Raw genomic sequence first — 24594 nt, forward strand, 5'->3', positions numbered from 1 at the left:
AGGATCCGCAGCATAAAATCATGTAGAACTCCCTACCATTACTATCAGCGAGCTATCCAATCTCCATTTAGAGCCGCAGTCGCTCGTTGAAAATACGAGGACGCCACCAGGGATATTACTGCCAAAGCCCCAGCCATAAACCCATGGGTAAGCCCTAAAGCCGATAGGGACAATAACGGAATACTCCCTTAATCTATCCTTTTCATTAACTATCTCAATCATCCTGAACTTCTCCCTACATAAGTGCGTGCTAAGCTCAATATGGCCACCTAGAAATTTACAGCTTCTAGGGAATAGCATGAGCACGCCAATTATGATTGCTAAAATAAATGTTGAAATTACAATAGTTAATGCGGCTAACGGTAGAATTAGTCCATACATACTTATGAGTATTATGATACTGATAGGTACCATGAATATTAAAAAAAGGAATTAATAAACCCATTTTACTAAAGCAAATCCTCACAAGTATTAAGTTAGTCCGGGGAGGATTTATAAACTATCTTAACCATTTTTAAATGATATAATGACATTATTAAGGAGAATTTCAGAAAGATATCAAAAATACCATAACGTATAAGGGTAAAGAGCTTTTAAAGCAATTTATTAAGTAAAACAATATTGATGAATCATTATGATGGAGAGTTTCTATCTCACTTCGTGGGATATCTTCAGGCTCGTCATGAGTAATTGGGTCCCCTTATTTATTATAGCTGTATTGCCGGCAATGATACCGCTAGTAATATTGGTCGTCTTATGGGTTTGGGGTAATAGGCATATTAGGAATAGTGATAATTTGAGGGTCTTCAATAGGGTCATGGCCATTAGTGTTGTGGCCATGGTTATTGTTATTGCAATTACCGTATTTAGTCCATTAATTACACTCCCTGGTAGGTACGGCTACTCCATAGTCAATAATACCCTGACCCTGTACATACCCACGGGCATGTATACCGTGAACCTGGCGGAGGCGAGTATATGCATTGCCAATGTCACGCAGGCCGTGAGGATTGACGGCTTTGCCTACGGCCCACTGGGCATGGGCCTGTTCCTTGTTAATGGTAGGTACATGTTTGTCTTCATCTATGCACAACAGGGCTTGCAATGGATTTACGTGGTTAGGTATGGCCGTGAGGTCCTTGGCTTATACGCGCCGGGCCTTGAACTACCCATTAGGTGTGGTTGAGACGTGGTTTAGTAAGGGCTTGTCAGGGATTGATCGTAGTCCTTTAACAATGAATTAGGAATTTAATGAGGCGAGGAGGCACGGGATTGAGATGGCTGGTGAGGGTGATGTTGCCCAGTGTTGTGGGAAGCCGTGTAAGGCCATGGAAGAGGTCGTCTTTAGCGTTTGATTTTTACGTACTGTGCTGTGGCTTATCTGACGAGTATTAGTGATGAGGCCTTCCTAACCTTCTCCCTGGCCTCCTCCACGGTGTTTCCAGTGGCCAGCACAACGCCCATCCTCCTGTTGTGGTAGGTGTATGGCTTGCCGAAGAGCCTAACCTGGACACCTGGTATCTCCAGTGCCTTGTTGATGTTGAGGTATTTCGGGGCCCACCCCTCGTTGTCGGCAAGTATAACGTGGGCGGCGGCTGGGCTCACAAGTCTCACTTCAGGTGTTGGTAGCCCAAGGGCGCTCCTCACGTGTATCTGGAATTCATTAATGTCAAGACTTGCGAGGGTCACTAGGCCCGTGTCGTGGGGCCTAGGCGCGACTTCGCTGAATAGGACCCTGCCACCGCTGACCAGCACCTCTACGCCGAATATCCCCAGGCCGCCTAGTTCATTGACTATCCTAACCGCGTACTCCATAGCCCTTGCAGCCACGTCATTGGGCACCGTGTGTGGGTGCCAGGATTCAACGTAGTGGTAGACACCCCTGGGTCTCTGGTGCTCTATTGGCGTTATGACCTTGGTCACGACGACACCGTTGGGTTGGGGATACCTGTAGGTCAGTACGGTGAGCTCCGTGTCTATCCTTAAGTACTCCTCAACAATAACCCTCGAACTCCTGCCCCTCGCGTGCATCAACGCCTCCCTGAACTTCTCCTCAACCTCACCCTCGTTGCTTATCACCTCATGGCCATGGCCGCTGGAGCTCATTTCAGGCTTTACGATGCATGGGTAACCAATGTCCCTACACGCCCTCTTAACCTCCTCGGCGTTCTCGGCGAAGGCATAGGCCGTAGTGGGTAACTTGAGCTTCTCGGCCGCAAGCCTTCTCAGCTCGATCCTATTCATGCATACCTTCACAGCCCTTGCGTTGGGCACCACCCTGTAGCCCTTCTCCTCTAACTCCATCAGGGCGTCCGTATTTATGGCCTCTATCTCGGCAATTATGGCGTCGGGATGCTCCCTCCTAACCACGCTCTTGATGGCGTCGCCATTGAGCATGTCAATCACGTACCTCCTATGGGCCACGTGCATGGCTGGGGCCATGTCATACCTATCAACGACCACGGTCTCCAACCCCATCCTCTGGGCCTCAATAACCATCTCCTTCCCCAACTCACCACCACCAAGCCAAAGAACCTTCCTCGCACCCTCAAGGAGCGGAGTCCCCAACTCCATCATTAAAACATTTATTTTAAAACATTTATAAGGCTTTTGTCGCTAATTCCCATTAATTATTTAAACAAATAATTAAATAATAAACATGACTATGGATTACAGACAGAGTCGTAAATACCATGCCGTGTTATGCATAGGCTTAGCGAATTAGTTGTGGCTTATTGGTCTCGTGATGTGGTACTCGTGGTGAAAATACGTATTGGGGTTAATTTGAGTGTTGAGTTTTTGTTTAATTATTTGTTTAAATAATTAATGGGAATTAGCGACAAAAGCCTTATAAATGTTTTAAAATAAATGTTACAACAATGGGTGGTGAAAACCGAGGCGTGGACTTGGGTACGAGGTTTGTTAAGGTGGCGGAGGGGAAGACTAAGGTGGTTTATGACTATGATGCCGATCATTACCTACTATATTTTAAGGATACGATAACCGCTGGTGATGGGGCTAGGAGGGATGTGATTGAGGGTAAGGGAGTCATAAATGCCCAGACCTCGGCATTCCTCTTCAAGCTACTGGAGTCCAGTGGTATTGAGACGCATTACGTGGGTATGTATGATGAGAGGACAATGATTGTTAGGAAGTTGAGGATGGTGCCGGTGGAGGTGGTCCTGAGGAACATAGCCACCGGCAGTATTGTGAAGAGGTTGCCGATTAGGGAGGGCGAGAGGTTTGACCCACCGATAATAGAGTTCTTCCTCAAGGATGATGCGAGACACGACCCATTGCTAAACTACTCACACATGGAATACCTAGGGCTCTTCACCAGGAGGGAGGCGGAGCAGGTGGAGGAGGTGATGAGGCGGGTGAATGACGCGTTATACAACTTCCTACTGAGTAAGGGTTGATACTTTACGACTTCAAGCTCGAGTTCGGTAGGCTTGGGGATAGGCTGGTCATTGGTGATGAGATAACGCTGGATGCCATGAGAGTTAGGGAGAACGGTACACTGAGGATCCTAGACAAGGACCTCTACAGGAAGGGCGCTGACCTGGAAACGGTGAGGAGGAGTTATGAGGAGTTCCTCAGGAGGATCACGTCGTGAGGTGGTGGGATGATTTACGAGGTTGAGTTGATAATAATGAATAAGGATGGGGTTAGGGACCCTGAGGGTGAGACGATACAGAGATACGTCGTTGAGAAGATCGTGGATAACGCGGTTAAGGGGACCAGGGCAGGTAAGTACCTACTGTTCAGGGTTGACTCGAGAAGCCCGGAGGAGGCTGTGGGGATAGTTAGGAAGTTGGCTGATGAGGGTAGGTTCTACAACCCAATGGCCCATAGGGTCATCATCAGGGTGGTTGGGCGTGAGGACTGCAGTCATTAAGTTCCCGGGAACAACCTGTGAGACTGACGTGTATAGGGCATTGCTCGAGGCCGGGGTTGAGACTGAGGTGGTGGGGTTTAGGGACTTTGACCCTGACAGGTACGACGCCGTGGTTCTACCAGGCGGCTTCAGCTTTGGGGACTACCTCAGGGCTGGGAGTATAGCCGCGAATACCGAGGTCATGAGGAGGGTGAGGAAGATGGCTGATGAGGGGAAGGTCGTCGTCGGCATATGCAACGGCTTCCAAATACTCGTGGAGAGTGGGCTCCTCGAAGGCGCACTACTGCCAAACCTAAACCTCAGGTTCGTGAGTAGGTGGGTCTACCTAAAGGTGGCCAGGAGGGACACAGTACTGACCAGGGGACTTGAGAAGGACGTGCTTAGGATGCCCATAGCCCACGCCGAGGGTAGGTACTACCACGAGGACCCCGATAGCTAGGGAGCTGGCTGTGCTTTATTACTCCGGGCCTGACGGGACGGTTGACGGGCGATACAACCCAAATGGGTCGCTCCTAAACATCGCGGCCATAGCCAATGAGGAGGGCAACGTGATAGGCATGATGCCACACCCGGAGAGGGCGGCATTCAGACTCACCTCCTGACGGCACGACAGACGGTCTACTACTGCTTAGGGGGTTGAGGGGATGATTAGGCTAACGCTGACACCACACGAGATGGGCATCGTTAGGGAGAGACTGGGTAGGGAGCCTAATGAGGTTGAGTGGGCCGTAATCGACGCCCTGTGGTCCGAGCACTGCTCTTACAAGTCATCCAGGATATACCTAAGGAGCTTCCTTAGTACAGCCGAGGGTAGGAGGGTTGTGATGGGTATTGAGGATTGGCAGGACGCCGGGGCCCTGGACGTTGGTGATGGCTGGATCGTCGTGCTGAAGCTCGAGAGCCATAACCACCCATCGGCCATAGACCCATTCAACGGCGCTGCGACTGGGGTTGGCGGCGTAATCAGGGACATCATTAGCAAGGGCGCTAGGCCCATAGCCCTCCTCGACATGATCAGGGTTGGAGACCCACGTAAGGAGAGGAATAGGTGGTTATTGAGGAACATAATCAGGGGCATTGGGTTCTACGGCAATAGCATAGGCGTGCCCGTAATCGGTGGGGAGTTGTCTTTTGATGATTCCTACGAAGACAACCCGCTGGTCGATGTGGCCGGTGTTGGAGTGGTTAGGAAGGACAGGATCATACCCAGCGTGGTCAGGGAGCCTGGGCTTAGGATGGTCATTGTGGGGCTAACAGGGCTCGATGGTCTGGGAGGGGCGTCCTTTGCGTCGAGGAATCTCAGTGGGGAGGATGAGATTGGCGCGATCCAGATCGCGGACCCATTCGCCGGTAAGATAGTCCTGGATGCCACGTTAGCCGTGGCCGACAAGGTGGAGGCCATTAAGGACCTGGGCGGTGGCGGGTTGGCAGTGGCCGTCACGGAGATGGCCAATGGGTTAGGCGCGGTCGTGGACCTGGACAGGGTTCCCCTGAGGGTTGATGGTTTATCCCCAATGGAGATCCTCATATCCGAGACCCAAGAGAGGATGCTATTCGCCGTTAGGGAGGAGAATGTTAAGGATGTTTGTGGGGAGTTCGAGTATTATGAGTATCCATGCGCAGAAATCGGTTACTTCACGGATAATGGCGTCATTAGGTTTCGATATGGAGGTAATGAGGTGGCAAGCCTACCAGCAAGCCTACTACTATCACCGCCACTCTATACCCATGAGGTCAGGAGACCGGCAGGGAAGCCTACGGCCGAGAGACTTGTAATCGATATTGAGGAGGCCGTTAGAGGGGTCGTCTCACACCCAGACTTCGTGAGTAAGGAGTGGGCATATTCACAGTTCGACTATGAGGTCGGCACGTCAACCGTGGTCAAGCCGGGTGAGGCTGATGCGGCGGTGATCTCTTTACCCAATGGCAGGCTATTGGCAATCAAGGGTGATGCGAATCCCGACCTATGTGCCGAGGATGCCTACGAGTGCGGTAAGTCCATAGTGGCCGAGAGCTATAGAAACCTAGCCACCGTGGGGGCCAGGGGAATCGGCATCGTCGACCACCTACAGTTTGGCGACCCAAGGAAGCCAGAGGTATATTACACGTTTGTCGAGGCCCTGAGGGGCATTGCCGAGGCCGCCAGGTTCTTCAGGACGCCTGTGGTTGGTGGTAAGGTTTCGTTTTACAACGAGAATAAGGATGGTAGGCCGATAAAGCCCACGCCACTGGTCGTCATGGTTGGTCTTGTGGAGGGTAAGTTCCTGAGGGGTAGGGTTGAGGAAGGGTTGAACATAGTGATGTTGGGCTTGACTAGGGATGAGCTGCGTGGGTCCTTCCTCTCAAAGCTATATGGTAGCTTTGGCGAGGTTCCTAGGGTGAGGTTGAATGAGGACCTCCTCGCAAGCGAGCTCGTGATATCGGGGATAAACCAGGATAGGGCCTTGTTCGTTAAGGACGTAGGCAGGGGTGGCCTAGTCACGGCATTATTCCCAATACTGGTTAGGGGCTTCGGCGTGGAGGTTAGGAGCGGCATGATCAAAAGCGATAGTGATGACTTGCTGGTTAAGTTATTCTCAGAGACCAGTGGTAGATTCATAGTACTGACTAATGAGCCGGAGTGGTTCCTTGGGAATAAACTGGGCGTTGTGGCATCAGTGATAGGCAAGGTGACTAGGGACTCGGGCATCCTCAAAATAGATGATAGGGCTATGGACCTGGGCAGGGAGGTGGAGAATTACTATAACTACCTTTATAGGGTGATGGATGGTGATTAAAGAGCACTGTGGTGTGGTCGGTGTGTGGAGTAGGGATGGCGAGGCCCCATGATTGCCTACAGGGCGTTGAAGCTGCTGCAGCATAGGGGCCAGGAGTCTGCGGGGATCTCCTACCTAGATGGCGAGATAAGGACTGTGAAGGGCATGGGGCTTGTGGAGGAGGCCATAGACCCAGCCTTGCTCGGTCGCTCGGGCCTTGCGATAGGCCACGTTAGGTACTCAACTACGGGGATGGGCACGATCGACGAGGCCCAGCCATTGTCGAATGGTGCGATCTCCGTGGCCTTCAACGGGACGATACCCAATTACTACATGTATGGTACGAAGACAGACACCGAATTCATACTTAAGGTATTGAGTAAGAGCGGTGACGTGAGACTTGGCCTTAAGAGACTTGTGGAGCTTGCCGACGGCGCCTACTCGATAGTCATACTAACGACGAGAGGTGAGTTAATAGGGTTTAGAGATCCCAGGGGATTTAGGCCCCTGGTCCTTGGTAGGGTGGGCTCAAGCTATGTAATAGCCTCCGAGGACTCAGCCATTAGGCAGTTGGGTGGTAATGACATTAGGGACGTGAGGCCTGGCGAGGTGGTTTATATCGATAAGTACGGGAATGTGGAGAGTGAAGTACTGGCGCAACCGCAGGGAGTGACGACTTGCTCATTCGAGTACATATACTTCGCAAGGGCCGACTCCGTGATAGATGGGATTTCCGTCTATAGGGCTAGGGTAAGACTTGGCGAGATCCTTGCAGAGAGACACTACGTGGATGCCGACATCGTGGTCCCCATCCCAGGTTCATCAATACCGATAGCCATAGGCTATTCAAGGAGATCCAGAACACCACTTGAATTTGCGTTGACCAGGACAGAGATGGCCAGGAGATCCTTCATAATGCCAACCAGGAGGGAAGGGAGATAGTTTTAGTGGAGAAGTTTGGCGTGGTTGGTGAAGCTGTACGGGGTAAGAGGGTTGTGCTAATTGACGACTCGATAGTTAGGGGAAACACAATGAAGCACGTGATAAGGCTACTGAGGAATAGTGGTGCCAGGGAGATTCACGTGAGAGTTGGTTCGCCCATGATACGGTACCCATGCTACATGGGTATGGACTTTCCAAGATCCCAGGAGTTGATTGCCCATAATAGGACTAACAGGGAGATTGCAGCCGAGGTAGGGGCTGATAGTGTGGAGTACCTGACAGTCGAGGAGATGATAGAGGCGATAGGCAGGAGAGACCTATGCCATGCCTGCTTCACCGGGATTTACCCACTGAAGTATCCCCAATACTCACTTCGACTAGGATCTATGCTAAGGGGGTGGAGGGTGTGAGTGGAATATTGGGTGTATATGCCTTCGACAGGGTGTGGAATGTCGGTAAATTCCTCTACTACGGACTAATTGGGCTCCAACACAGGGGTTATTCTCACAGTGGCATAGTCACGTTGGGCAATGAAGGCTTCACTGCGGTGATTGATAAAGCGGCCCCTGAGGACCTAGAGATTGATGAGTTGAGGGGTTGGGCAGGCGTTGGTTATACGGGGACTAGGCCGGGTTATCCATTGGTGACTGATTATGCGTTGCCGTGGTTGACGGTGTAGTGAGGAACGTGGAGGAGCTGCTCAGGGGTATTTACAAGGACCCTGAGATGGCGTTGGCTGATAGTAAGGGCGTTTTCTCCTTAATCTTCCTCACCAGGGATGGCAGGATGATAGGCTATAGGGACGAGAGTGGTATTAAGCCCCTCGAGATTGGTGGATTCGGTTTCGATCTAGCCATCTTATCCTCCGAAACCTCAGGCATAACGGTGGTCGGTGGTGAATTTAGGAGGGAGTTAATGCCGGGTGAGATGGTCTACATAGACCAATACAGCGTCTCCTACTCTAGAATTAAGGAGGCCGCGCCCAGGTACTGCACCATAGACATTATTTATCAAAGCAGGATTGACAGCCACGTCTTCGGTCTCGACATATATGACGTTAGGGTTAGGATTGGTGAGGAGTTGGCTAGGGAGAGGAGAGTTGACGCGGACGTGGTCATTGGCGTGCCTGACACGGCGATACCGTACGCAATAGGGTACTCGAGGAGGACGGGTATACCGCTAGAGCTTGGCTTCGTTAGGACTGGGAGCAGTATAAGGACTATGCTGGCCTCGGACTACTTTCTCAAGATAGTGGGTATTCAGTTGAAGCTTAACCCAATAAAATCCTCGGTTAAGGGTAAGAAGGTTGTTCTGATTGATGATTCCATGGTTACGGGTAGGACTCTGAAGAATGTGGTGTTTAGCCTTAGGTCGTTAGGGGCTAGGGAGGTCCACGTATTGATAGCTAGCCCCAAGTTAATCTCCAACTGTCCATACGGGATGCAGATACCGGAGGAAAGGGAGTTGATCACGGCCAATTTATCAGATGAGGAGGTGGCCAGGGTTATCGGGGCCGACTCAATCTACTGGCTAAGTCTTGAGGGGCTTTACAGGGCTGTGGGACATAGAAACCTGTGTCTCGGGTGTATGACCAGAGTTTATCCCAGGGAGGTGTAGACCATGAAGGTCTTACTTATCGGCGATGGTGCCAGGGAACACGCATTGGCGGAGGCATTGGGTAACTCGGCGAGGGGCTATAGAGTCTATGCACTATCCTCGTACGTAAACCCCGGCATTAAGGAGGTAGTTGATGGGACGGGCGGCAAGTACTACGTCGGGAATATCCTGTCCCGGGATGAGATGAGGAGGGTGATTAGCGAGGTCGACCCTGACTTTGGCGTGATAGGGCCTGAGGACGCTCTTCGCTGGGATAGCCAACGTTTTCAGGGAGGAGGGTATACCCGTGGTTGGTCCGGATAGGGAGGTTGCGTTGATAGAGAGATCTAAGGTATGGATGAGGCAGTTGATGTGGAAGTATGAAATACCGGGGAGACTGAGGTTCAGGGCATTCAGTAGTGCTGAGGAGGCGGTTAGGTTCATCCTCGAGTTTGGCGGTTCAATAGCCGTAAAGCCTTCGGAGCAGGTTGGTGGTAAGGGCGTTAAGGTGGTCGCCGATCTTCAGGCGTACTTAAGTGGTGAGAAGAGGGATGCCCTGAGCAGGAGCGCCGGTAGAATTGCCGAGCTCGTTAAGGATGAGGTTAAGTTAATCATTGAGGAGAAGGTTGATGGGCCTGAGTATACACTCCACATTCTCACCGACGGCCACACATACCTACCGCTACCCCTGGCCCAGGACTATAAGCACGCCTATGAGGATGGGATAGGGCCTGAGACTGGTGGTATGGGCTCGATATCAGGGCCTGGGTCATTACTGCCATTCATCATTGAGGAGGAGTACGGGAGGTCTGTGGAGATAATAAGGCTCACCATAGAGGCTATTAGGAGGGAGACGGGCAGGGACTACGTTGGTGTCCTGGCGGGGCAAATGATGCTCACAGGCCTATGGGGACCGACAATCATTGAGTATTACTCGAGGTTTGGCGATCCCGAGGCATCCGCAATAATACCACGCATTGAGGGTGACTTCGGAGAGGTGCTTGAATTAACGGCGACTGGGCACTTGAGTAGGGCTAGGATAGGCGTTGTCGAGAAGCCCTCCGTAGTGAGGGCCGTGGCTCCACTGGGCTACCCATTGGATAGGAGGATGGCGTCAGGTCACAGGGTTTGGCTTGACCTGCCGAGGATGAGGGAGTTGGGTTGTAGGGTCTACTTCGGTTCCATAGCCCTTGAGGGTATGCAGTTAATAACCAGGGGGTCGAGGGCTCTCGAGCTCGTGGTGATCGACGAGTTCGGTGAGGCAGTTAGGAAGCTCGATAAGTGCTTCTCCCTGATATCCTCGGACACGAGGCTCATATATAGGCATGACATTGGGAGCGCCATAGAGACTCAGATTGAGAAGGCCGAAATAGTTAGGTATACCTATAAAGCTAGGGAGAGGGCTGGATTGCTCGGGGTCTCTGCGGATTGGTCACCAAATGGTGGTCTGTGGTGAATGAGTACGCCAAGTCTGGTGTAGACCTGGACAAATTGAGGGAGTATCACTCACTAATTTCGTCGCGCCTATCCTCTCAGGGCTTACCCATCGGTATCGGGCATTATGCAGGTGCCGTGAGGTTTGGCGATGGCTACATCGTGATGCATGTTGATGGTGTTGGCACCAAGACCTTACTCGCCCTTAGGACTGGGATTATTGAACCCACCGGGGTGGATTGTGTGGCCATGAACGTTAACGACGTAGTCTGCGTGGGCGCCAGGCCAATAGCCCTCGTGGATTACCTGGCCCTGGAGAGGCCCATGGATGAGGTTGTCGAGAGGGTTATCATAGGCTTGAGGCAGGGAGCTGACGAGACTGGGATTCCCATCGTCGGTGGTGAGACGCTATAATGCCCGGCGTGGTGAGGGGTTACGACTTGTCCTGCTCCGTGGTAGGTATTGCCCGTGAGTTGAAGATTGGCGATGATGTTAGGCCTGGCGATGTGGTTCTGGGACTGGCCAGTAATGGCCTTCATGCCAATGGCTACTCACTGGTGAGGAGGCTCATTGATGAGGGTAGGCTTAGACTTGAGGAGTGGGCTGAGGAATTGATGAAGCCGACACGTATATACTCTAACTCCATCCTCTCGGTTATTGACAAGATAAAGGCCGCGGCGCACATCACGGGTGGGTCCTTCACCAAGCTTAGGAGGATAACGAATTACCGCATCACCATAAGGCTGCCGGAACCTCCTGAGATATTTAAGGCTATTGAGAGGGCTGGGGTGTCGCATGAGGAGATGCATAGGGTCTTCAACATGGGCATAGGCATGGTGATATTCGTCAGTAGGGAGAATGTGGAGGAGGTTGTGCGGGTCCTCAGTGGGCGTGGTGAGGAGGTTATTGAGTTGGGTAGGGTTGAGGAGGGGCAGGGAATTAAGGTAATAACATACAGGAACGAGGTCCTCCACCTGTGAGACCTGGGCGCGCCTATATGTATTGATCAACGCCCTCGGGATATATTAAGTCCATTATAATGCTGATCTTACGCTTAACATCATCCAGGGACTCACCAACCACATTTACATGCCCCATCTTCCTCCTCCTACGCACCTCACCCTTACCATACCAATACACCTTACCGTACCTAAGAACCTCAGGCGGCACCCTGCTCGTGCCTAGTATGTTGACCATCCCACCGTAGGATAGGAGCGCCGTGTCGCCAAGCTCCATCCCCGTGATAGCCCTCAGATGCTGCTCAAACTGAGAAACGAAGGCAGCATCCAGGGTATAATGGCCCGTGTTATGCACCCTGGGGGCGAACTCATTGATCAACACATCACCACCCCTCACGAAGAATTCGATGGCCATTGTACCTACGTAGTTCAGTGAATCAGCGAGCTTCCTGGCTACCTCCACGAATTTATCCAGGACCTCACCATCATTCAGCGGCCCGTAGTTGTAAACCAGTATTCCCTTACTATTGTAATTAAATGTTGGTGGGTATGCCCTGAAGTCGCCCTTCCCATCCCTAGTGACAACTATTGAGACCTCGTAGTCAAAGTTCACGAGTTCTTCGACGACGAACCTACACTTCATTTCCTTAATGATTGGTACCTCTCCACATCACCCCTTATGAAGTACTGACCCTTCCCATCATAACCACCCCTACTCTGCTTTATGACGCCCACGTTGTTGAATTGATCCCTCAGGATGCGCAGCGCCTCCTCGCCATCCTCAGCTATGTAGAACCTCGACGTTGGCAGTGAGTGATCCCTATAGTAGACCTTTTCCCTCCACCTCTCCCTCTTGAGTTCAACAGTGTTCAGCCCAGGGAGTAACTTACCCTTCTCCTCAGCGTACCGCAGTGCCTCTTCACTCACGTGCTCGAACTCGAAGGTCACTACATCGGCCTGGTCAATCATCTCCCTATACTCCTCGGGCCTGAAGCACCTATCCGCAATCCTACAGGCCGGTGCGCTCGGGTCGTCAAGTACGTAGAAGGTGAATGGGTACTTCCTACCCTCTAGTATCATCATCCAGCCCAACTGCCCACCGCCCAGTATGCCAATCCTCCTACTCGAGCTTTGTATTAAGGACCTCATCCCTCATCCCCTCCATGAACCTCTTCATCTTCTCCGCTATCTCGGGATACTTAATGCCAAGGATCCTAAGGGCAAGCAGCGCGGCGTTTCTAGCTCCCCCAATGGCCACCGTGGCCACGGGGACTCCGTACGGCATCTGGACTATCGAGAGGAGTGAGTCAAGCCCGTTGAGGCTTCTTGACGGTATTGGGACACCAATCACGGGTAAATGCGTCAATGACGCAACCATACCGGTAGATGAGCAGCACCGCCTGCCCCAGCGATTATAACCTCGATGCCCCTACTCTCCGCGGTCTTAGCAAACTCAAACATGAACTCAGGCGTCCTGTGGGCCGAGACAACCCTAACCTCCGTCTCAACGCCAAAATTCCTCAAAACCTCCACAGCCCCCTTCATGTACTCCCAATCAGACTTACTACCCATTATTACCGCAACCTTAGGCATAACAACCACCAGCGCAATCACTCCCAATCCCAGGCTCGGTAACGCCCAAATGCGGTAGATTTCCCATCGTTGTAATACCGTAATTCTTGGCGTTCCTTATTAATTCCAAAGACCTCCTGTGTGAGACTTGCATGTTCATTGTTATAACATTTATTTTAAATTACTTATAAGGATTTTTCAATCAATTAATATCGTTAATTATTTAATAATTTAATTAAACAATGCCGTGATGATATTACGAGTCTAGTCACCACTCGGGTATAATCTTAGGTTGAATTAAGTTAAGCGTATCCAATTTGTATGAAGTCGGTCCTAATCATGACGGACATGAGTAGGGCTTTGTGTATGGGAAGTTGGGTAATGAGAGGTGAGGAATTCTGTGCCTAGGCTTAAGAAGTTAATAGAAAGTGCTAGGTAGAGTGGCATGCCCATTATATATGTTGGTGATGCCCACCTACCACGGATCCCAAGATCAGGGTTTGGGGTGAGCACTCGATGGAGGGTACGGATGGCGCCCAGGTGGTTGATGAGTTGAGCCGAGGGAGGGCGATTACTTACTTGAGAAGAGGGCGTACAATGCATTTTACGAAACAGGCTTAGACCCACCACTGAGGTCCCTGGGCGTGGACAAGGTGATACTCACTGGGCTACACACAAACATATGCGTTAGGCACACGGCTGCCGACGCATTCTTCAGAGGTTATAGGATAATAGTGCCTAGCGACGCTGTTGACGCATTTACGGAGAGGGAGCACGTGGAGAGCCTTGATTACCTGAGGAGGGTTTATGGCGCTGAGATCATAACATCCGACGAGGTAGTAAACCTGCTTAGGTTGGGAAAGAGCGTGGTCGTTACTCAATGATCAATTTCCCTTTGGCATATCGCAACATTTAAAAGGACGATTAATGTAAAGTGTTCCAATGGCTGGCGGTGCTTATAGTAAGGAGCAGTTGGCTTTACTCCTGGAGGGGGTTTCTAGGATTTTTAATGGTTTCATAGTGGGGTTGGTGTTGGGTGTAATATTTGCCATAGCGTACGTGGCACTTACATTATCCAGTGATGGTAGTGCCGAGGCCTTCATACATGGGCTTGGCATCCTCATCATAGTCCTTGGAGTCCTGGCTTTCCCCATCAATTACTACTTCCTCTATGGCGGTCTCGTGTACTTATCGAGGGCCGACAGGGGTAAGTATGGTATTGGTGCGTGGGGAGGCCTTGGATTGCTGGTGCTAGATAGCGTCTTAATAATTTATGGCGTTTACCTAATTGCTTCACGTATTTCACTCACCACGTTCTTAATGACAGCCGTACCAATAGCAGTTGTTGGCCTAATAATCCAGGTATTGATGTACGCGGCTCTCTATAGGCTTGGTGATGACTTCGGTGTTGGCTACTTAACGACTGGCGTTATAATCCTGCTATTCGCCACGGTACTCTCCGCAATACCCCTAATCAACGTAGTGGGAGGTATCCTAGGTCTTGTAGGCTTCGTATTAATGCTAGTTGGTCTTAACGAGGTTAAGAATAAGATCGAGCCTCAAATAATGCCCAAGTGATTCCAGGGTGAGTGTTGTGGTTGCTGGTATGGAGAGGTTGAGGTTGATCCATGATGGGGTTACTAGGATTCAGGAGGGCATGTACGTGGGCCTTGGACTAGGCGTAATGTACGGCATCGGCATGCTGGGCATTAAGATATTGCTTTTGATAAGCCCGTTACTCCTTGCCGAGGGCCTCTACCTAACCCTTGTCAATGCATCGCTTATAGCGTTCCTCCTCTTCCGCGTCATTAATGGTATTACGGCATTGGTGCTTTACGTACTAATACTCGTGGCACTCTATAGACTTGGCTCGGAGTTCAATGCTGATAGGTTGAAGATTGGTGTGATAATAACCATAGTGACCGTATTCATATTGATATCACCGAATATTATAGCTGCCATAATAGGGATTGTGGGTATTGCATTAATGCTCATGGGGCTGGGCGATGTTAGGAGGACAATTGAGAATAAGCTAGGTACTGGCGGTTGAGGGCTTAGTGATCGGTTTGTGGGGAATTTGGTTTTTATAGGGGTTTGATTCTGATATCGACTGTGCAATTGGGACGGGGATGTTTGGCTACTCCTTGTGTCCAGGGGCTTGAGGAGTGTGGCTGGTGGCGCACTTGGTGTCGTTACTGGGCTTTACCTGTACTATTACTTGCACTTGTCTCTGACGGAGGTGGGTATATTCTTTGGCGTTGGTGCATTCACGGCACCTCTCCTCTCGCTACTATTTGGTAGGTTGGGTGATAAGTATAGTAGGAAAGCCGTACTACTGCTCACCTTGGCATTTCTGCCGATTGCCACGGCAATGCTCCTAATCACGAGGTATTACCCATTGCTCCTGCTTGCGGCTGCCTGGGTGGGTTTGGTACTGCCGGTGCCTTGGCCAGCGGTAGTGTTGGTGCTGTTGCTGCGCCTGTGCAGACGGCGATACTTGCCGATAAGACTGAGGGTATGGATAGGTCGGTGGTCTACGCGATCTTCAACCTAGTCTCCGGTATTGCTTCGGCCATTGGGGCTTTACTGGCCAACCTAAGTTACCTGGAGACATTCTACATGGCGCTCGCGTTATCTGCCGTTAGCTATTCATCGTGTTACCCATCAGGGAGGAACATAAGCCTAGGCGACGTATTAATAACGACCCAAATGGGGATTCCAAGGCAGTTACCCAGCAGGTTAGGAGGGATTTAACGTATATAAAGAGGTTCGCGATTGTCGGTGCACTTAATGGTACGGCCCAGGGATTGGTAACGCCATTTCTTCCAATAATATTCAGGATGGTGCTTCATGTGAGTAATGGTGTGGTTGGTGATATATTCTTCATTGGTGGTTTAGCGGCAGCCCTAACATCATTAACTGCGCCGGTTCTCTCGAGGATGTTTGGGCTTAGGGATGCCATTGTGATACCGAGGATAATATCGACAATAGCCCTAATACTCATTCCATTCTCAACCACGCTATACCTAGCCGTTACTACTTACGTGGTCTACGTCATGTTCAGGGTATCATCCCTGGCACCACAGCAGGCATTAATGATGGAGTTGGTAGGTAGGGGAAGTAGGTCAACGGTGTCTGGGGTTAATCAAGCATCGAGGTTATTACCATCGGCGACCGCGACCACGGCGGCAGGGCCAATGCTAGACTACCTACCATTACCCGTGCCATTTGCGATAGCCTTCGCCGTTAATATCGCGAACATAGTCTTATACAGGAAGTTCTTCCCAAACCCAAGGCCGACCCGCGGTGGCGTAACCGTAATCGACTAACGGTCAATAACTTCCGAAGCCCTAACCTCCACGCCCAGTTCTCTAGCTAGCTCAAGGGCCCTCCTCCTAATTGCTGGGCCAACAATTAGTAACCTCGGCTTCACCTTATTAACCCTCTCGTAGAGCATACCCTCCCTAGCCAATTCCGCCACGTCGCCACGGTCAATCAACGCCTTGTACTCAATGAGTATGTGCTCATTATCCCTAACCAGGACGTCGACGTCTATTATTGATGGGTGCCCAAACACAACTCCCTCACTGTCGTAGTACGTCCAACGCCTAACCGTATAGGCCTTGAGCAAATCACTCACTAAGTACTTAATAGCCTCCCTGAACGCCTCCTCCGTGAATAATCCATAGCGATATCCCAATGCCGTGACCGACGAAGTCAACTTCTCGAGGGTACTCTGCATGATGAGTATAACCTCACCATGTCTCTTAACATCATCACTTAACGTCTCAATAACCTTCTTCAGCTCTCCAAAGGAATTGCTCAGTGTTTCCACGGTTTTTCGTAATTCATCCACCGATCCTTTCAATGCGATTATCTCCTCACCATGCTTAGCCACGATATCCTTCATATCGCTAATTGCCTTAACGAGGTTGTCTACCGAGGATTTGAGGTCAACCATGCCCAGTAGGCCCATTACTGCGTACCTAAACTCCTCATCCTCCCTCAACAGCCTTAGGAGCTCCCTCTTAAGGTCGAAACCCATTCCCTCCATACTAATTCCATGTTCTCACTATTTAAACTTACCATGATGACCTCCTCACTCTAAAGGGCGAGACTTTAGGTATAAGTATTATTGTAACACTTATATTAGGCTTTGCAAGGAGTATGGCGTGGTTTCCTGGGAACTCATCTTTAGGGCCTCGGTATTCATCGCTGAGGAAATGGGCGTGGCCCTGCGTAGGTCGGCCTTCTCGCCGAATATTCGTGAGAGGATGGACCACAGCTGCGCAATAACAGATCCCGAGGGCAATATTGTTGCCCAGGCTGAGCACATACCAGTGCACCTGGCTCGTTCAGGGTTGGCGTAAGGAACTTGCTCGATTGGCTTAGCAGGGAGGGTATTGAGCTCGGCCGTGGTGATGCCGTAATTCTCAACGACCCATACATATCTGGTACTCACTTAAATGATGTCATGGTCATGGAGCCGATATACATTGGTGATAGGTTGGTTGGTTATGTGGTTAATAAGGCTCATCACGTGGATGTTGGCGGGCCTGTGCCAGGTAGCATTAATCCAGGGGCTAGGACCTATATGAGGAGGGTTTGGTAATACCGCCTGTCCGGATAATGGTTAGGGGTGAGCTTCAGCGTGATGCGCTCAACATGATACTTAGTAACTTCAAGACACCTGAGACCGCCATTGGAGACATAACGGCTCAGTTAGCCGCGAATAGGGTTGGTGTTGTCAGGGTTAGGGAGTTGGTCGAGAGGTACGGCGTTGATGAGGTGCTCAATGCGTGGAGGGAGGGTGTTGAGTATGGTAGGAAGTTGGCGCTCATGGAGGTTGGTAAGTGGCCTAGGGGTGCCTATGACGCTGTTGATTACATGGAGCTTGGTGATGAGTTGCTACCCATTAAGGTTTCCGTGGAGGTTAGTGAGGATGGCGTTAAGGCGGACTTCACTGGTACGCATGGGCAGGTTGAGGCGCCGATAAATGCCGTTTACGGCGTAACCTTCTCCGCAGTATCCTTCGTGATTAGGTCACTAGTAAGGGGTGATATACCAACGAACGAGGGATTCTACAGCATCATAAACGTCACCGCGCCAGAGGGCACCTTGGTCAACCCGAGGAAGCCGGCGCCGGTGAGCGGCGGTAACGTCGAGACGACGCAGAGGATCGCGGACGTGGTGTTCAAGGCCCTGGCTAAGGCATTACCAGACAGGTGCCCGCAGCAGGCTCTGGGACAATGATGAATGTCATGATCGGCGGTACACTACCCAACGGCGGTTATTGGGCTTACTACGAGACGATCGGCGGTGGCACGGGTGGTAGGTCTGGTAAGCCAGGTGTTAGTGGTGTCCACGTTAACATGACCAACACCCTAAACACGCCCATTGAGATTGCCGAGAGGCAATACCCACTACTCTTCACTGGGTATAGGATTAGGGAGGGTAGTGGCGGTGATGGGCTTTATAGGGGTGGTGATGGGATAATTAGGTCATTCAAGGTACTCACCAGGGCGAGGCTCTCGATAATGGCCGAGAGGTTCAGAACAAGGCCCTGGGGACTGTGGGGCGGTGGTGATGGTGCGCCCGGCGAGGTCATAGTCAAGAGGGTTAATAGATCAGTTATTAAACTGTCAAGCAAGGCATCAATAGACCTGGAGCCAGGTGATGAGGTAATCATAGAGACACCGGGCGGTGGCGGCTATGGCTCGAGGAGGTAGAGCTGCCCTTTAATACCTGGCCGTTAATGAATCACCGTAATGAGTACTAGGGATGAAATAAATACATTGATTAGGATAGCCAGGGACTTCCTTAAGACTGCCGAATTCCAGATGGGGAATGGCATGTATGACCTCGCAGTCTTTAATCTCGAGCAAGCCCTTCAATTCTTCCTGAAGGCGAAGATACTAGAGTACGGCGCCCAATACCCACGGGCACACAGCGTGCGTTATCTGCTCAGGTTTTTACGGGACATAGTCCCCAATGATAAGAGACAAATAGTGAGTGAATTGCTGGATAGGTACTTATTCGAGCTTGGCGTGCTTGAGGATGCTATATTGGTGCAAGGTACGTGCCGAGGGAGTACACTAAGGAGGAGACTGAAAGGCTAATTAACATTGTTAATGAGTTTATGAATAGTGGATTATAATTACTTAATTGAGGATGCTAGGAGGAGGCAGGAGGTATTCAAGAACCTTGATAAGTACTTACTCATGATTAAGAGCGTCGTTAGGTCAATAGACCCTAATGCCGAGGTTTACCTCTTTGGCTCGGTAGCCGAGAATAGGCATGTGCTTTCAAGTGATATTGATGTGTTAGCATTAACTAATGCCGAACCTGGAATAGTCCTTGAGAAATTATGGAGGGCAGGTATTGGACCTCCCTTTGAGATCCACGTGAGGACGCCGGATAAGCTGGCTTATTATGAGAGATTCAGTAAGTTAATCAAGATATGAGTACTTTACCTCCTGCGTAATACACACCTTCTATCATCCTTTTCATAATTGGTTGGTATTCGCATAAGGGTGCTATCCTTAAAAATTAGAAAGGAACTTAGATAGAAATGAGTTTTCTTGTGAATATGGGTTATGGTTTACGGTGGTTATTAATCGCCTCGGTGATTACCGTAATGATAATTGGCATCTTACTCATCATGACCTACCGAGATTGTATACAAAGCCTTCAATGGCAAGTATAATCAATACGAGAAATATGAAGTTAATAATCAGTGCAGGGAGTTAACGAGCCATCGGTAGAAGTTATTAAGGTCTCCTAACCTCGTAGTATCGTTAACTGAAGGGCAGGAAACCATAACTTAAATTCAAAATCGTTAATCACTTATTCTTGACGCTTTAATACCGAGTCTCTGCTCAATAATATTTAAAGCCTTTATTAGCATTGTCGTTAAGTCGATCTTAGACCTAACGCTTAAGGCAGCAGCTGCTGCGTGACCACCGCCCTCACCATTAAAGTACCGCGCTAGGTCATTAAAGACATCCGCAAGTGATATCTTCTCCGTGATTCTCTTATTACCCCTACCGAATAGTCTCACCTCCTCTTCATGCTCAGAAGCCACCAATGCGATGTCACAGCCTGACCTAATCAATGTGTCGGCGAGTGATGATTCATATGCATTAACATTACTTAGGCATATTATGTAATCACCAGCCTGTAAGCCCTTAATCTAAGTAGTCCCTTAACCCTAGCCATTCTCTCGGAAAACGAAACATCCTCAGCCATGGCATTTACGATATCCCTATAATCCCTGCCAGCTAGCTTAAGTAGCCAGGCCAATACCTCGAAGGTACTTGGTCGAGCCCTACTCAACCTACCACTATCACTGAGTATGCCGCCAATGAGTAGGGTGGCAACATCACCACTCGGCTCAATACCTAAGTCCCTAAATACCTGGGCAATGATTTCAGAACAACTCGTGGCGCCTGGGTCTACGATGGATACCGTGGGAGCTATATTACGTACCTCGTGGTGATCAATAACCACCACGGGCCCATCACCAATTAAATCCCTAAATTCATTTAATTGGGCATACGTACTAACATCAACCAGGAATACAAGATCTGTCTCGCCGCAGTTACCTGAGCTTTGATGAGCTATGCCGAGTTTCTCAATGAATGATTTAACCTCACGAGAAGGTCCCTCGGGGATCGCGAGAAGTGCGTTAAGGCCGAACTTGCTGATTAATTCCTTAGTGGCTACGCCGCATGCATATGCGTCTAGGTCGGCATGTCTATGTGTTAGTATGCAGACTCTTTGCGTATTCCTCAGTAATTCTTTCAATTTCTCCAATCGATAAGCCAACCAATTCACCCCTCTTAAACTTATCCATTAGGTAATCCGCTATTTTAAACCCGAACTCGACAGCGTCATTGATTATTTCATCGAGTCCCTTCAACAGCGGGTTTGTTGCTGCATCAATACTAATCTCAAGGGTGTAGTTGTTCATGTCAGTAAACCCCACATTAATTACGACATCCTCGAGAAGCTTCTCAGGGAGCTTATGCATTAAGTACCTATAAATTTCCTCAGCAATTACATTAATTATCTCATTAAGAACCTCATCACTACTCATTACGCCTAACCACCACCCTTAGCAACTCCACCAGCCCCACCCTGAAGCTTAGCCAATGCCTCATTTATCTGCGTTCTCAAGTCCTCAATCTGCTTCATCAACATGCTCTCCTGCCTTGACAACGTCTTTATATGAAGCTCAAGCAACTCCTTCCTATCCTTAAGCTCCTGGAGCGCTTGGTCCTTTGTTACCAGGACTAGGAATGAGCCGACGATCTTATAGACCTTGCTCTCGGCAGGCACCTTCTCAATCTCGGAAATAGCCCTCTCAACCTCCTTAAGCTCGCTCTCGAACTGCTGCTTCCTAACCCTAACACTATTTAACTGATCCTGTAACGCCTGAAGTTTCTCCAGGTCTGACTGAAGTGATGGTGGTAATGAACTCATTAAGGCGCCATTGATCTAAGCCTTAATAAATATTAATCCGCACGTTAATTACGACTAGCACTAATTATTGATAATGATCAACCAAGTTCCTCAACCTTAAATATTAAGTATAATGACTTCAAAACCCCATTAACCAAGCTCCTTAGGCTTGTTAAGTCCTTGGCACACACCGTTATTACCACATCACCATTATCATTAGTATCAACACTCACAAACCCCCTCCCAAACCTCATCTCCCTCTCGAGCGTCTTAAACGAGTTAGCAACTAATTCCCTATTAACTCCCGTCAAAGAAAACACTGCTCTAAATCCGCACTCACTCAATTCTAATCACCCTGGGCTTCACATAAATAACATCGCTAATCCTCATAAACGGCCCATAAGGACCTAAATCCCTACCATTCAGTATCTGCACCTCATACTCATTATCAACCCTATTAATTAGGAAAATAACGTCATACATACCCCTAACACTCTCGAAATCATAAACCCTCATACTCAGCAAACCAAGCTGCTCACTTAATACGTCCATGGCCTCAGCATATTCCCTAAGGGATACTATAATGCCATTACGCGCCCTCTGCTTGATAGTAACATTAACTGGCAAGTCAATCAATAACTTAACCCCAAAGATCCTTATAAAATACGGCATTACCTCGATTACTCCCTCCCTAACCCTTAGGAAACGCATAAAGCCTGGATTACCACCCCTAGATCCAATGTAGAGTATTCTATCGGCACCAAGGCTGAGAGCCTTACCAGCAACCTCAATAATTGATAATTTGCCCCTATTTACCTTAACGACGTTGGGTATGACCAATTCCAACTCATTGAGAAATTGTCTCATTCTAATACTGGCATCTCTTGATGAAGTCAGTACTATTAGGCCCATTATGGTGCCGCTTATTTGGTGCTCTGCTTAGCCGCGGCTTCCGTAGCCAGTGTTTTACCCATTATTGTCTGTGGAACCCAGGCACCGCCGGCAAAGGTATAGCCACACTTGGGGCATCTCCAGATGCCGAAGGCTATCCTCTCCATTTTAACCAGTGACTTGCACCTTGGGCACCTATGCTTACCTCTTTGTTTAACTTCGATCTGCAATACCTTTCTTCTAACACCCATGCCATACCTGGCGCCGTACCTCCCCGTTGGCCCTACAATCTTCGTATGGCTAAACGGCATCAAGGACCTAGCATTTAACTAAATAAAAGCATTTCTACCGGTGATTCCCATCGGGCTGATTAAATAATGACCCCACCCTGACCCTTAGGCGCGCTGGGTAATGGCTGTAGCTCAATGTCGGAGTTCATGAACACCCTGAACACGAGGAGTATCTTCTCCCTATCCCTACCCATCTCATCCTTACCCTTATACATCTTCAGTACCGTACCGCCTGAGTCGAGGACGATGCCGATGAAGTTTATACCACTTATCTTATTTATTAAGTCCTTGGCCGTCCTAATCCTTATTAGTGGCATGAGCGGTGAGTAGTGTATTGATATCTCGGCCTCGCCGTCAGCCATCTTTACAAATATTGGTATCTCGGGCTTAACACTCTGCGCGAGGGCCGGTGGTATGGATGCCATTAGGCCTATTAGGTTATTCAGCATTAGCCTTAGGTAATCGAGGGCATCATCAGCATTGGGTATTGCGAGCCTAATCTCCGAAACGAGGCCGACCCTGACTATTTCGGATATCATCTCGCCAATACTACTTCAGGATTTTATTAGTATTTCCGTTTACCTGGCAGGAATATGAAACCAAAAATTTAATAAGGTGACTGCTTTATAAACCAGAGTTCGTCTATGCATAGACTTAATGTAACCATAGAGTTCAAGAACGGTAACGAGAGAGATATTGAAATCGCCGTTAGCGATCTAGTGATCTTTGTCTGGTCCGGGAGGACTACGGACATCATTAAGAAGGAGGTTGAGGAATTGAGTAGGATAGGCATTAGCGGGCCCAAGAACATACCCGAAATATACATACTACAGCCGTACCTAGTAACCACGAGCAATTACATAAGGAAGGTCAGTGACCTACACAGCGGTGAGGTTGAGTACGTATTATTGATTAAGAATGAGGATGAGATCTACGTAACAGTCGGTAGCGACCACACGGACAGGGAGGCTGAGAGGTGTAGTATACTCGCGGGTAAGCACATGTACCCAAAGATTGTTGCAAGGAGGGCCTGGCCGCTTAGGGAGATTGAGGATCACTGGGATGACTTGGTACTGAGGAGTTGGATACTTGAGGATGATAAGAAGACCCTTTATCAAGAGGGCACAATGAAATTCCTACTAACACCAGACAAGCTTGTCGACCTGATACGCGAGGTGGTGCCAGACCTTAAGAATGTCGTTGTGTTTTCAGGCACGATACCAACGGTAAAGGGCCAGATAAAACCCAGTGGGTACTTCGAAATCGAGCTCTATGACCCAGTACTTAATAGGTCCATTGATCATTATTACTGGATTGAGTAATGATGCATTGCGTGATGATGCTTGCAAGGTCTGATTCATGATGTACTGGGCTAAGCTGAGGAATAAAATAATTATCAGTATTCAAGGTCGTTACCTATTGCTTCATCTTCTCATAATTAATACCTGTCGGTAAGTCTATGGTCGATAATACACTATAATTATCACAACCACTAAATATGTTCTTACTTAATTCATTGATTAATGCGTTTAAATCATCAAACTCATACACAAACACCGATACGGAGAAGTTATTGGCGACTACCGAATTCAATTCCCTAACATACTTATTGAAATCAAGCTCCTTACACTTATAAACGAGAACCTAACTGCACCGCCAAACCCAGCCCTCCTAATGACCATATTCATGACACCCTTGAACCTGTCCAGCGAGTCATTACACACATCCACAACGAGCGTTAGACAATTCTTCTGGACCTTTCTCACGGTAACTACATGGGGATTATGAGCATT

27 protein-coding genes and 9 pseudogenes are annotated in these 24594 nt (G+C 49.3%); 20 read left to right on the forward strand and 16 right to left on the reverse strand.

The genetic code is table 11. From position 1 onward, the window contains the following. Nucleotides 1-18: 18 nt before the first annotated feature. Nucleotides 19-222 carry a hypothetical protein gene (locus JCM14467_RS14785; protein WP_252900342.1) on the reverse strand — a complete coding sequence of 68 codons (204 nt, stop codon included), beginning with the start codon at nucleotides 220-222 and terminating at the stop codon, nucleotides 19-21. Between the two features lie 415 nt (nucleotides 223-637). On the opposite strand from JCM14467_RS14785, the gene JCM14467_RS01320 reads away from it, so the two are divergent. Continuing rightward, a complete protein-coding gene (locus JCM14467_RS01320) occupies nucleotides 638-1186 on the forward strand; it encodes a hypothetical protein (RefSeq protein ID WP_252900343.1) in 549 nt (182 codons plus the stop codon). 191 nt (nucleotides 1187-1377) lie between these two features. Here JCM14467_RS01320 and purT read toward each other — a convergent pair whose 3' ends face one another. Then, nucleotides 1378-2574, reverse strand: coding sequence for a formate-dependent phosphoribosylglycinamide formyltransferase (gene purT / locus JCM14467_RS01325; RefSeq protein WP_054848923.1), 1197 nt, complete (start codon nucleotides 2572-2574; stop codon nucleotides 1378-1380). 305 nt (nucleotides 2575-2879) lie between these two features. Here purT and purC point away from each other — a divergent pair. From purC to purM, 9 genes and pseudogenes are all read left to right on the forward strand, one after another. Next, a pseudogene (gene purC, locus JCM14467_RS01330) lies at nucleotides 2880-3616 on the forward strand (phosphoribosylaminoimidazolesuccinocarboxamide synthase). A 9-nt stretch (nucleotides 3617-3625) separates the two neighbouring features. Beyond that, entirely contained in the window at nucleotides 3626-3898 is a 273-nt protein-coding gene (locus JCM14467_RS01335) for a phosphoribosylformylglycinamidine synthase subunit PurS (protein WP_054848854.1), read from the forward strand. Then, a pseudogene (gene purQ, locus JCM14467_RS01340) lies at nucleotides 3879-4546 on the forward strand (phosphoribosylformylglycinamidine synthase I). The gene JCM14467_RS01335 and the pseudogene purQ overlap by 20 nt, the downstream one beginning before the upstream one ends. Further along, nucleotides 4546-6675 (forward strand): phosphoribosylformylglycinamidine synthase subunit PurL, encoded by a 2130-nt coding sequence (gene purL / locus JCM14467_RS01345; RefSeq protein ID WP_054848924.1) that lies wholly within the window; start codon nucleotides 4546-4548, stop codon nucleotides 6673-6675. Before purQ ends, purL begins: the two are co-directional and overlap by 1 nt. 48 nt (nucleotides 6676-6723) lie before the next feature. Next, complete coding sequence (locus JCM14467_RS14795; protein WP_252900348.1) at nucleotides 6724-7596, forward strand: amidophosphoribosyltransferase; 873 nt, start codon at nucleotides 6724-6726, stop codon at nucleotides 7594-7596. 5 nt (nucleotides 7597-7601) lie between these two features. Next, nucleotides 7602-8006, forward strand: a complete 405-nt coding sequence (locus tag JCM14467_RS14800; protein WP_252900349.1) for a phosphoribosyltransferase family protein — start codon at nucleotides 7602-7604, stop codon at nucleotides 8004-8006. Then, nucleotides 8003-9213, forward strand: a pseudogene (locus JCM14467_RS01355) (amidophosphoribosyltransferase). The gene JCM14467_RS14800 and the pseudogene JCM14467_RS01355 overlap by 4 nt, the downstream one beginning before the upstream one ends. Nucleotides 9214-9216: 3 nt before the next feature. Continuing rightward, nucleotides 9217-10648: pseudogene (purD, locus tag JCM14467_RS01360) on the forward strand (phosphoribosylamine--glycine ligase). Next, nucleotides 10642-11606 (forward strand): annotated as a pseudogene (gene purM / locus JCM14467_RS19690) (phosphoribosylformylglycinamidine cyclo-ligase). Before purD ends, purM begins: the two co-directional pseudogenes overlap by 7 nt. Nucleotides 11607-11619: 13 nt before the next feature. On the opposite strand, the pseudogene JCM14467_RS19695 reads toward purM, so the two are convergent. The 3 genes and pseudogenes from JCM14467_RS19695 to JCM14467_RS14835 form a co-directional block, all read right to left on the reverse strand. After that, nucleotides 11620-12734, reverse strand: a pseudogene (locus JCM14467_RS19695) (5-(carboxyamino)imidazole ribonucleotide synthase). Then, nucleotides 12706-13178: pseudogene (gene purE, locus JCM14467_RS01375) on the reverse strand (5-(carboxyamino)imidazole ribonucleotide mutase). Before purE ends, JCM14467_RS19695 begins: the two co-directional pseudogenes overlap by 29 nt. Beyond that, a complete protein-coding gene (locus JCM14467_RS14835) occupies nucleotides 13171-13317 on the reverse strand; it encodes a hypothetical protein (RefSeq protein ID WP_252900358.1) in 147 nt (48 codons plus the stop codon). The pseudogene purE and the gene JCM14467_RS14835 overlap by 8 nt, the downstream one beginning before the upstream one ends. Before the next feature lie 454 nt (nucleotides 13318-13771). Between JCM14467_RS14835 and JCM14467_RS14840 the strand changes: the two are divergent. From JCM14467_RS14840 to JCM14467_RS14855, 6 genes and pseudogenes are all read left to right on the forward strand, one after another. Then, nucleotides 13772-14041: pseudogene (locus tag JCM14467_RS14840) on the forward strand (isochorismatase family protein); the annotation flags it as partial. A 58-nt stretch (nucleotides 14042-14099) separates the two neighbouring features. Then, nucleotides 14100-14735 carry a hypothetical protein gene (locus JCM14467_RS01385; protein WP_054848855.1) on the forward strand — a complete coding sequence of 212 codons (636 nt, stop codon included), beginning with the start codon at nucleotides 14100-14102 and terminating at the stop codon, nucleotides 14733-14735. A gap of 7 nt (nucleotides 14736-14742) precedes the next feature. Next, nucleotides 14743-15207 carry a hypothetical protein gene (locus tag JCM14467_RS01390; protein WP_252900359.1) on the forward strand — a complete coding sequence of 155 codons (465 nt, stop codon included), beginning with the start codon at nucleotides 14743-14745 and terminating at the stop codon, nucleotides 15205-15207. Between the two features lie 117 nt (nucleotides 15208-15324). Then, nucleotides 15325-15711 (forward strand): MFS transporter, encoded by a 387-nt coding sequence (locus JCM14467_RS14845; RefSeq protein ID WP_342765436.1) that lies wholly within the window; start codon nucleotides 15325-15327, stop codon nucleotides 15709-15711. Continuing rightward, a complete protein-coding gene (locus JCM14467_RS14850) occupies nucleotides 15603-15911 on the forward strand; it encodes a hypothetical protein (protein ID WP_252900424.1) in 309 nt (102 codons plus the stop codon). Before JCM14467_RS14845 ends, JCM14467_RS14850 begins: the two co-directional genes overlap by 109 nt. Further along, complete coding sequence (locus JCM14467_RS14855) at nucleotides 15812-16486, forward strand: MFS transporter (RefSeq protein WP_252900360.1); 675 nt, start codon at nucleotides 15812-15814, stop codon at nucleotides 16484-16486. Before JCM14467_RS14850 ends, JCM14467_RS14855 begins: the two co-directional genes overlap by 100 nt. On the opposite strand, the gene JCM14467_RS01400 is transcribed toward JCM14467_RS14855, so the two are convergent. Further along, nucleotides 16483-17211 carry a PD-(D/E)XK nuclease family protein gene (locus JCM14467_RS01400; RefSeq protein WP_252900361.1) on the reverse strand — a complete coding sequence of 243 codons (729 nt, stop codon included), beginning with the start codon at nucleotides 17209-17211 and terminating at the stop codon, nucleotides 16483-16485. The two genes, JCM14467_RS14855 and JCM14467_RS01400, sit on opposite strands and share 4 nt — an antisense overlap. A 118-nt stretch (nucleotides 17212-17329) precedes the next feature. On the opposite strand from JCM14467_RS01400, the pseudogene JCM14467_RS01405 reads away from it, so the two are divergent. The 3 genes and pseudogenes from JCM14467_RS01405 to JCM14467_RS01415 all read left to right on the forward strand — a co-directional run bounded on the left by JCM14467_RS01405 (nucleotide 17330) and on the right by JCM14467_RS01415 (nucleotide 19621). Then, nucleotides 17330-18886: pseudogene (locus JCM14467_RS01405) on the forward strand (hydantoinase B/oxoprolinase family protein). Nucleotides 18887-18925: 39 nt separating this feature from the next. After that, nucleotides 18926-19276 (forward strand): HEPN domain-containing protein, encoded by a 351-nt coding sequence (locus JCM14467_RS01410; RefSeq protein WP_252900362.1) that lies wholly within the window; start codon nucleotides 18926-18928, stop codon nucleotides 19274-19276. A gap of 27 nt (nucleotides 19277-19303) precedes the next feature. Next, a complete protein-coding gene (locus tag JCM14467_RS01415) occupies nucleotides 19304-19621 on the forward strand; it encodes a nucleotidyltransferase domain-containing protein (protein WP_054848857.1) in 318 nt (105 codons plus the stop codon). A 374-nt stretch (nucleotides 19622-19995) separates the two neighbouring features. Here JCM14467_RS01415 and JCM14467_RS01420 read toward each other — a convergent pair whose 3' ends face one another. From JCM14467_RS01420 to JCM14467_RS01455, 8 genes are all read right to left on the reverse strand, one after another. Beyond that, complete coding sequence (locus JCM14467_RS01420) at nucleotides 19996-20217, reverse strand: DHHA1 domain-containing protein (RefSeq protein WP_252900363.1); 222 nt, start codon at nucleotides 20215-20217, stop codon at nucleotides 19996-19998. Nucleotides 20218-20318: 101 nt separating this feature from the next. Next, nucleotides 20319-20972, reverse strand: coding sequence for a DHH family phosphoesterase (locus JCM14467_RS01425; protein ID WP_252900364.1), 654 nt, complete (start codon nucleotides 20970-20972; stop codon nucleotides 20319-20321). Next, complete coding sequence (locus tag JCM14467_RS01430; RefSeq protein ID WP_054848860.1) at nucleotides 20914-21255, reverse strand: DUF3194 domain-containing protein; 342 nt, start codon at nucleotides 21253-21255, stop codon at nucleotides 20914-20916. The genes JCM14467_RS01425 and JCM14467_RS01430 overlap by 59 nt, the downstream gene beginning before the upstream one ends. Before the next feature lie 5 nt (nucleotides 21256-21260). Next, nucleotides 21261-21641, reverse strand: coding sequence for a prefoldin subunit beta (locus tag JCM14467_RS01435; protein WP_054848861.1), 381 nt, complete (start codon nucleotides 21639-21641; stop codon nucleotides 21261-21263). Between the two features lie 77 nt (nucleotides 21642-21718). Then, entirely contained in the window at nucleotides 21719-21940 is a 222-nt protein-coding gene (locus tag JCM14467_RS01440) for a KEOPS complex subunit Pcc1 (RefSeq protein ID WP_252900365.1), read from the reverse strand. 16 nt (nucleotides 21941-21956) lie between these two features. Continuing rightward, nucleotides 21957-22532, reverse strand: coding sequence for a Brix domain-containing protein (locus tag JCM14467_RS01445; protein ID WP_054848863.1), 576 nt, complete (start codon nucleotides 22530-22532; stop codon nucleotides 21957-21959). An 11-nt stretch (nucleotides 22533-22543) separates the two neighbouring features. Beyond that, nucleotides 22544-22822 carry a 50S ribosomal protein L37ae gene (locus tag JCM14467_RS01450; RefSeq protein WP_054848864.1) on the reverse strand — a complete coding sequence of 93 codons (279 nt, stop codon included), beginning with the start codon at nucleotides 22820-22822 and terminating at the stop codon, nucleotides 22544-22546. A 59-nt stretch (nucleotides 22823-22881) separates the two neighbouring features. Next, on the reverse strand, nucleotides 22882-23340 hold the full coding sequence (locus JCM14467_RS01455) for a hypothetical protein (RefSeq protein ID WP_054848865.1): 459 nt from the start codon (nucleotides 23338-23340) through the stop codon (nucleotides 22882-22884). A gap of 105 nt (nucleotides 23341-23445) precedes the next feature. Between JCM14467_RS01455 and JCM14467_RS01460 the strand changes: the two genes are divergently transcribed. After that, on the forward strand, nucleotides 23446-24123 hold the full coding sequence (locus JCM14467_RS01460; protein WP_054848866.1) for a DUF2848 family protein: 678 nt from the start codon (nucleotides 23446-23448) through the stop codon (nucleotides 24121-24123). A 94-nt stretch (nucleotides 24124-24217) separates the two neighbouring features. Here JCM14467_RS01460 and JCM14467_RS01465 read toward each other — a convergent pair whose 3' ends face one another. Further along, the gene (locus JCM14467_RS01465) at nucleotides 24218-24394 is read right to left on the reverse strand and encodes a hypothetical protein (RefSeq protein ID WP_252900366.1); all 177 of its coding nucleotides are present in this window, start codon (nucleotides 24392-24394) and stop codon (nucleotides 24218-24220) included. Continuing rightward, nucleotides 24391-24567, reverse strand: coding sequence for a hypothetical protein (locus tag JCM14467_RS14860; protein ID WP_252900367.1), 177 nt, complete (start codon nucleotides 24565-24567; stop codon nucleotides 24391-24393). Before JCM14467_RS14860 ends, JCM14467_RS01465 begins: the two co-directional genes overlap by 4 nt. Nucleotides 24568-24594 lie beyond the last annotated feature (27 nt).

The organism is Vulcanisaeta sp. JCM 14467, from assembly GCF_001316245.1.
Lineage (GTDB): Archaea > Thermoproteota > Thermoprotei > Thermoproteales > Thermocladiaceae > Vulcanisaeta.

Excerpts from the sequence above, each read along its gene's own strand:
- JCM14467_RS14785 (WP_252900342.1), bottom strand. The coding sequence starts at position 222 with ATGATTGAGATAGTTAATGAAAAGGATAGATTAAGGGAGTATTCCGTT.
- JCM14467_RS01320 (WP_252900343.1), top strand. The coding sequence starts at position 638 with ATGGAGAGTTTCTATCTCACTTCGTGGGATATCTTCAGGCTCGTCATG.
- purT (WP_054848923.1), bottom strand. The coding sequence starts at position 2,574 with ATGGAGTTGGGGACTCCGCTCCTTGAGGGTGCGAGGAAGGTTCTTTGG.
- JCM14467_RS01335 (WP_054848854.1), top strand. The coding sequence starts at position 3,626 with ATGATTTACGAGGTTGAGTTGATAATAATGAATAAGGATGGGGTTAGG.
- JCM14467_RS14795 (WP_252900348.1), top strand. The coding sequence starts at position 6,724 with ATGATTGCCTACAGGGCGTTGAAGCTGCTGCAGCATAGGGGCCAGGAG.
- JCM14467_RS14835 (WP_252900358.1), bottom strand. The coding sequence starts at position 13,317 with ATGAACATGCAAGTCTCACACAGGAGGTCTTTGGAATTAATAAGGAAC.
- JCM14467_RS01385 (WP_054848855.1), top strand. The coding sequence starts at position 14,100 with ATGGCTGGCGGTGCTTATAGTAAGGAGCAGTTGGCTTTACTCCTGGAG.
- JCM14467_RS01400 (WP_252900361.1), bottom strand. The coding sequence starts at position 17,211 with ATGGAGGGAATGGGTTTCGACCTTAAGAGGGAGCTCCTAAGGCTGTTG.
- JCM14467_RS01410 (WP_252900362.1), top strand. The coding sequence starts at position 18,926 with ATGAGTACTAGGGATGAAATAAATACATTGATTAGGATAGCCAGGGAC.
- JCM14467_RS01430 (WP_054848860.1), bottom strand. The coding sequence starts at position 21,255 with ATGAGTAGTGATGAGGTTCTTAATGAGATAATTAATGTAATTGCTGAG.
- JCM14467_RS01435 (WP_054848861.1), bottom strand. The coding sequence starts at position 21,641 with ATGAGTTCATTACCACCATCACTTCAGTCAGACCTGGAGAAACTTCAG.
- JCM14467_RS01445 (WP_054848863.1), bottom strand. The coding sequence starts at position 22,532 with ATGGGCCTAATAGTACTGACTTCATCAAGAGATGCCAGTATTAGAATG.
- JCM14467_RS01450 (WP_054848864.1), bottom strand. The coding sequence starts at position 22,822 with ATGCCGTTTAGCCATACGAAGATTGTAGGGCCAACGGGGAGGTACGGC.
- JCM14467_RS01455 (WP_054848865.1), bottom strand. The coding sequence starts at position 23,340 with ATGATATCCGAAATAGTCAGGGTCGGCCTCGTTTCGGAGATTAGGCTC.
- JCM14467_RS01460 (WP_054848866.1), top strand. The coding sequence starts at position 23,446 with ATGCATAGACTTAATGTAACCATAGAGTTCAAGAACGGTAACGAGAGA.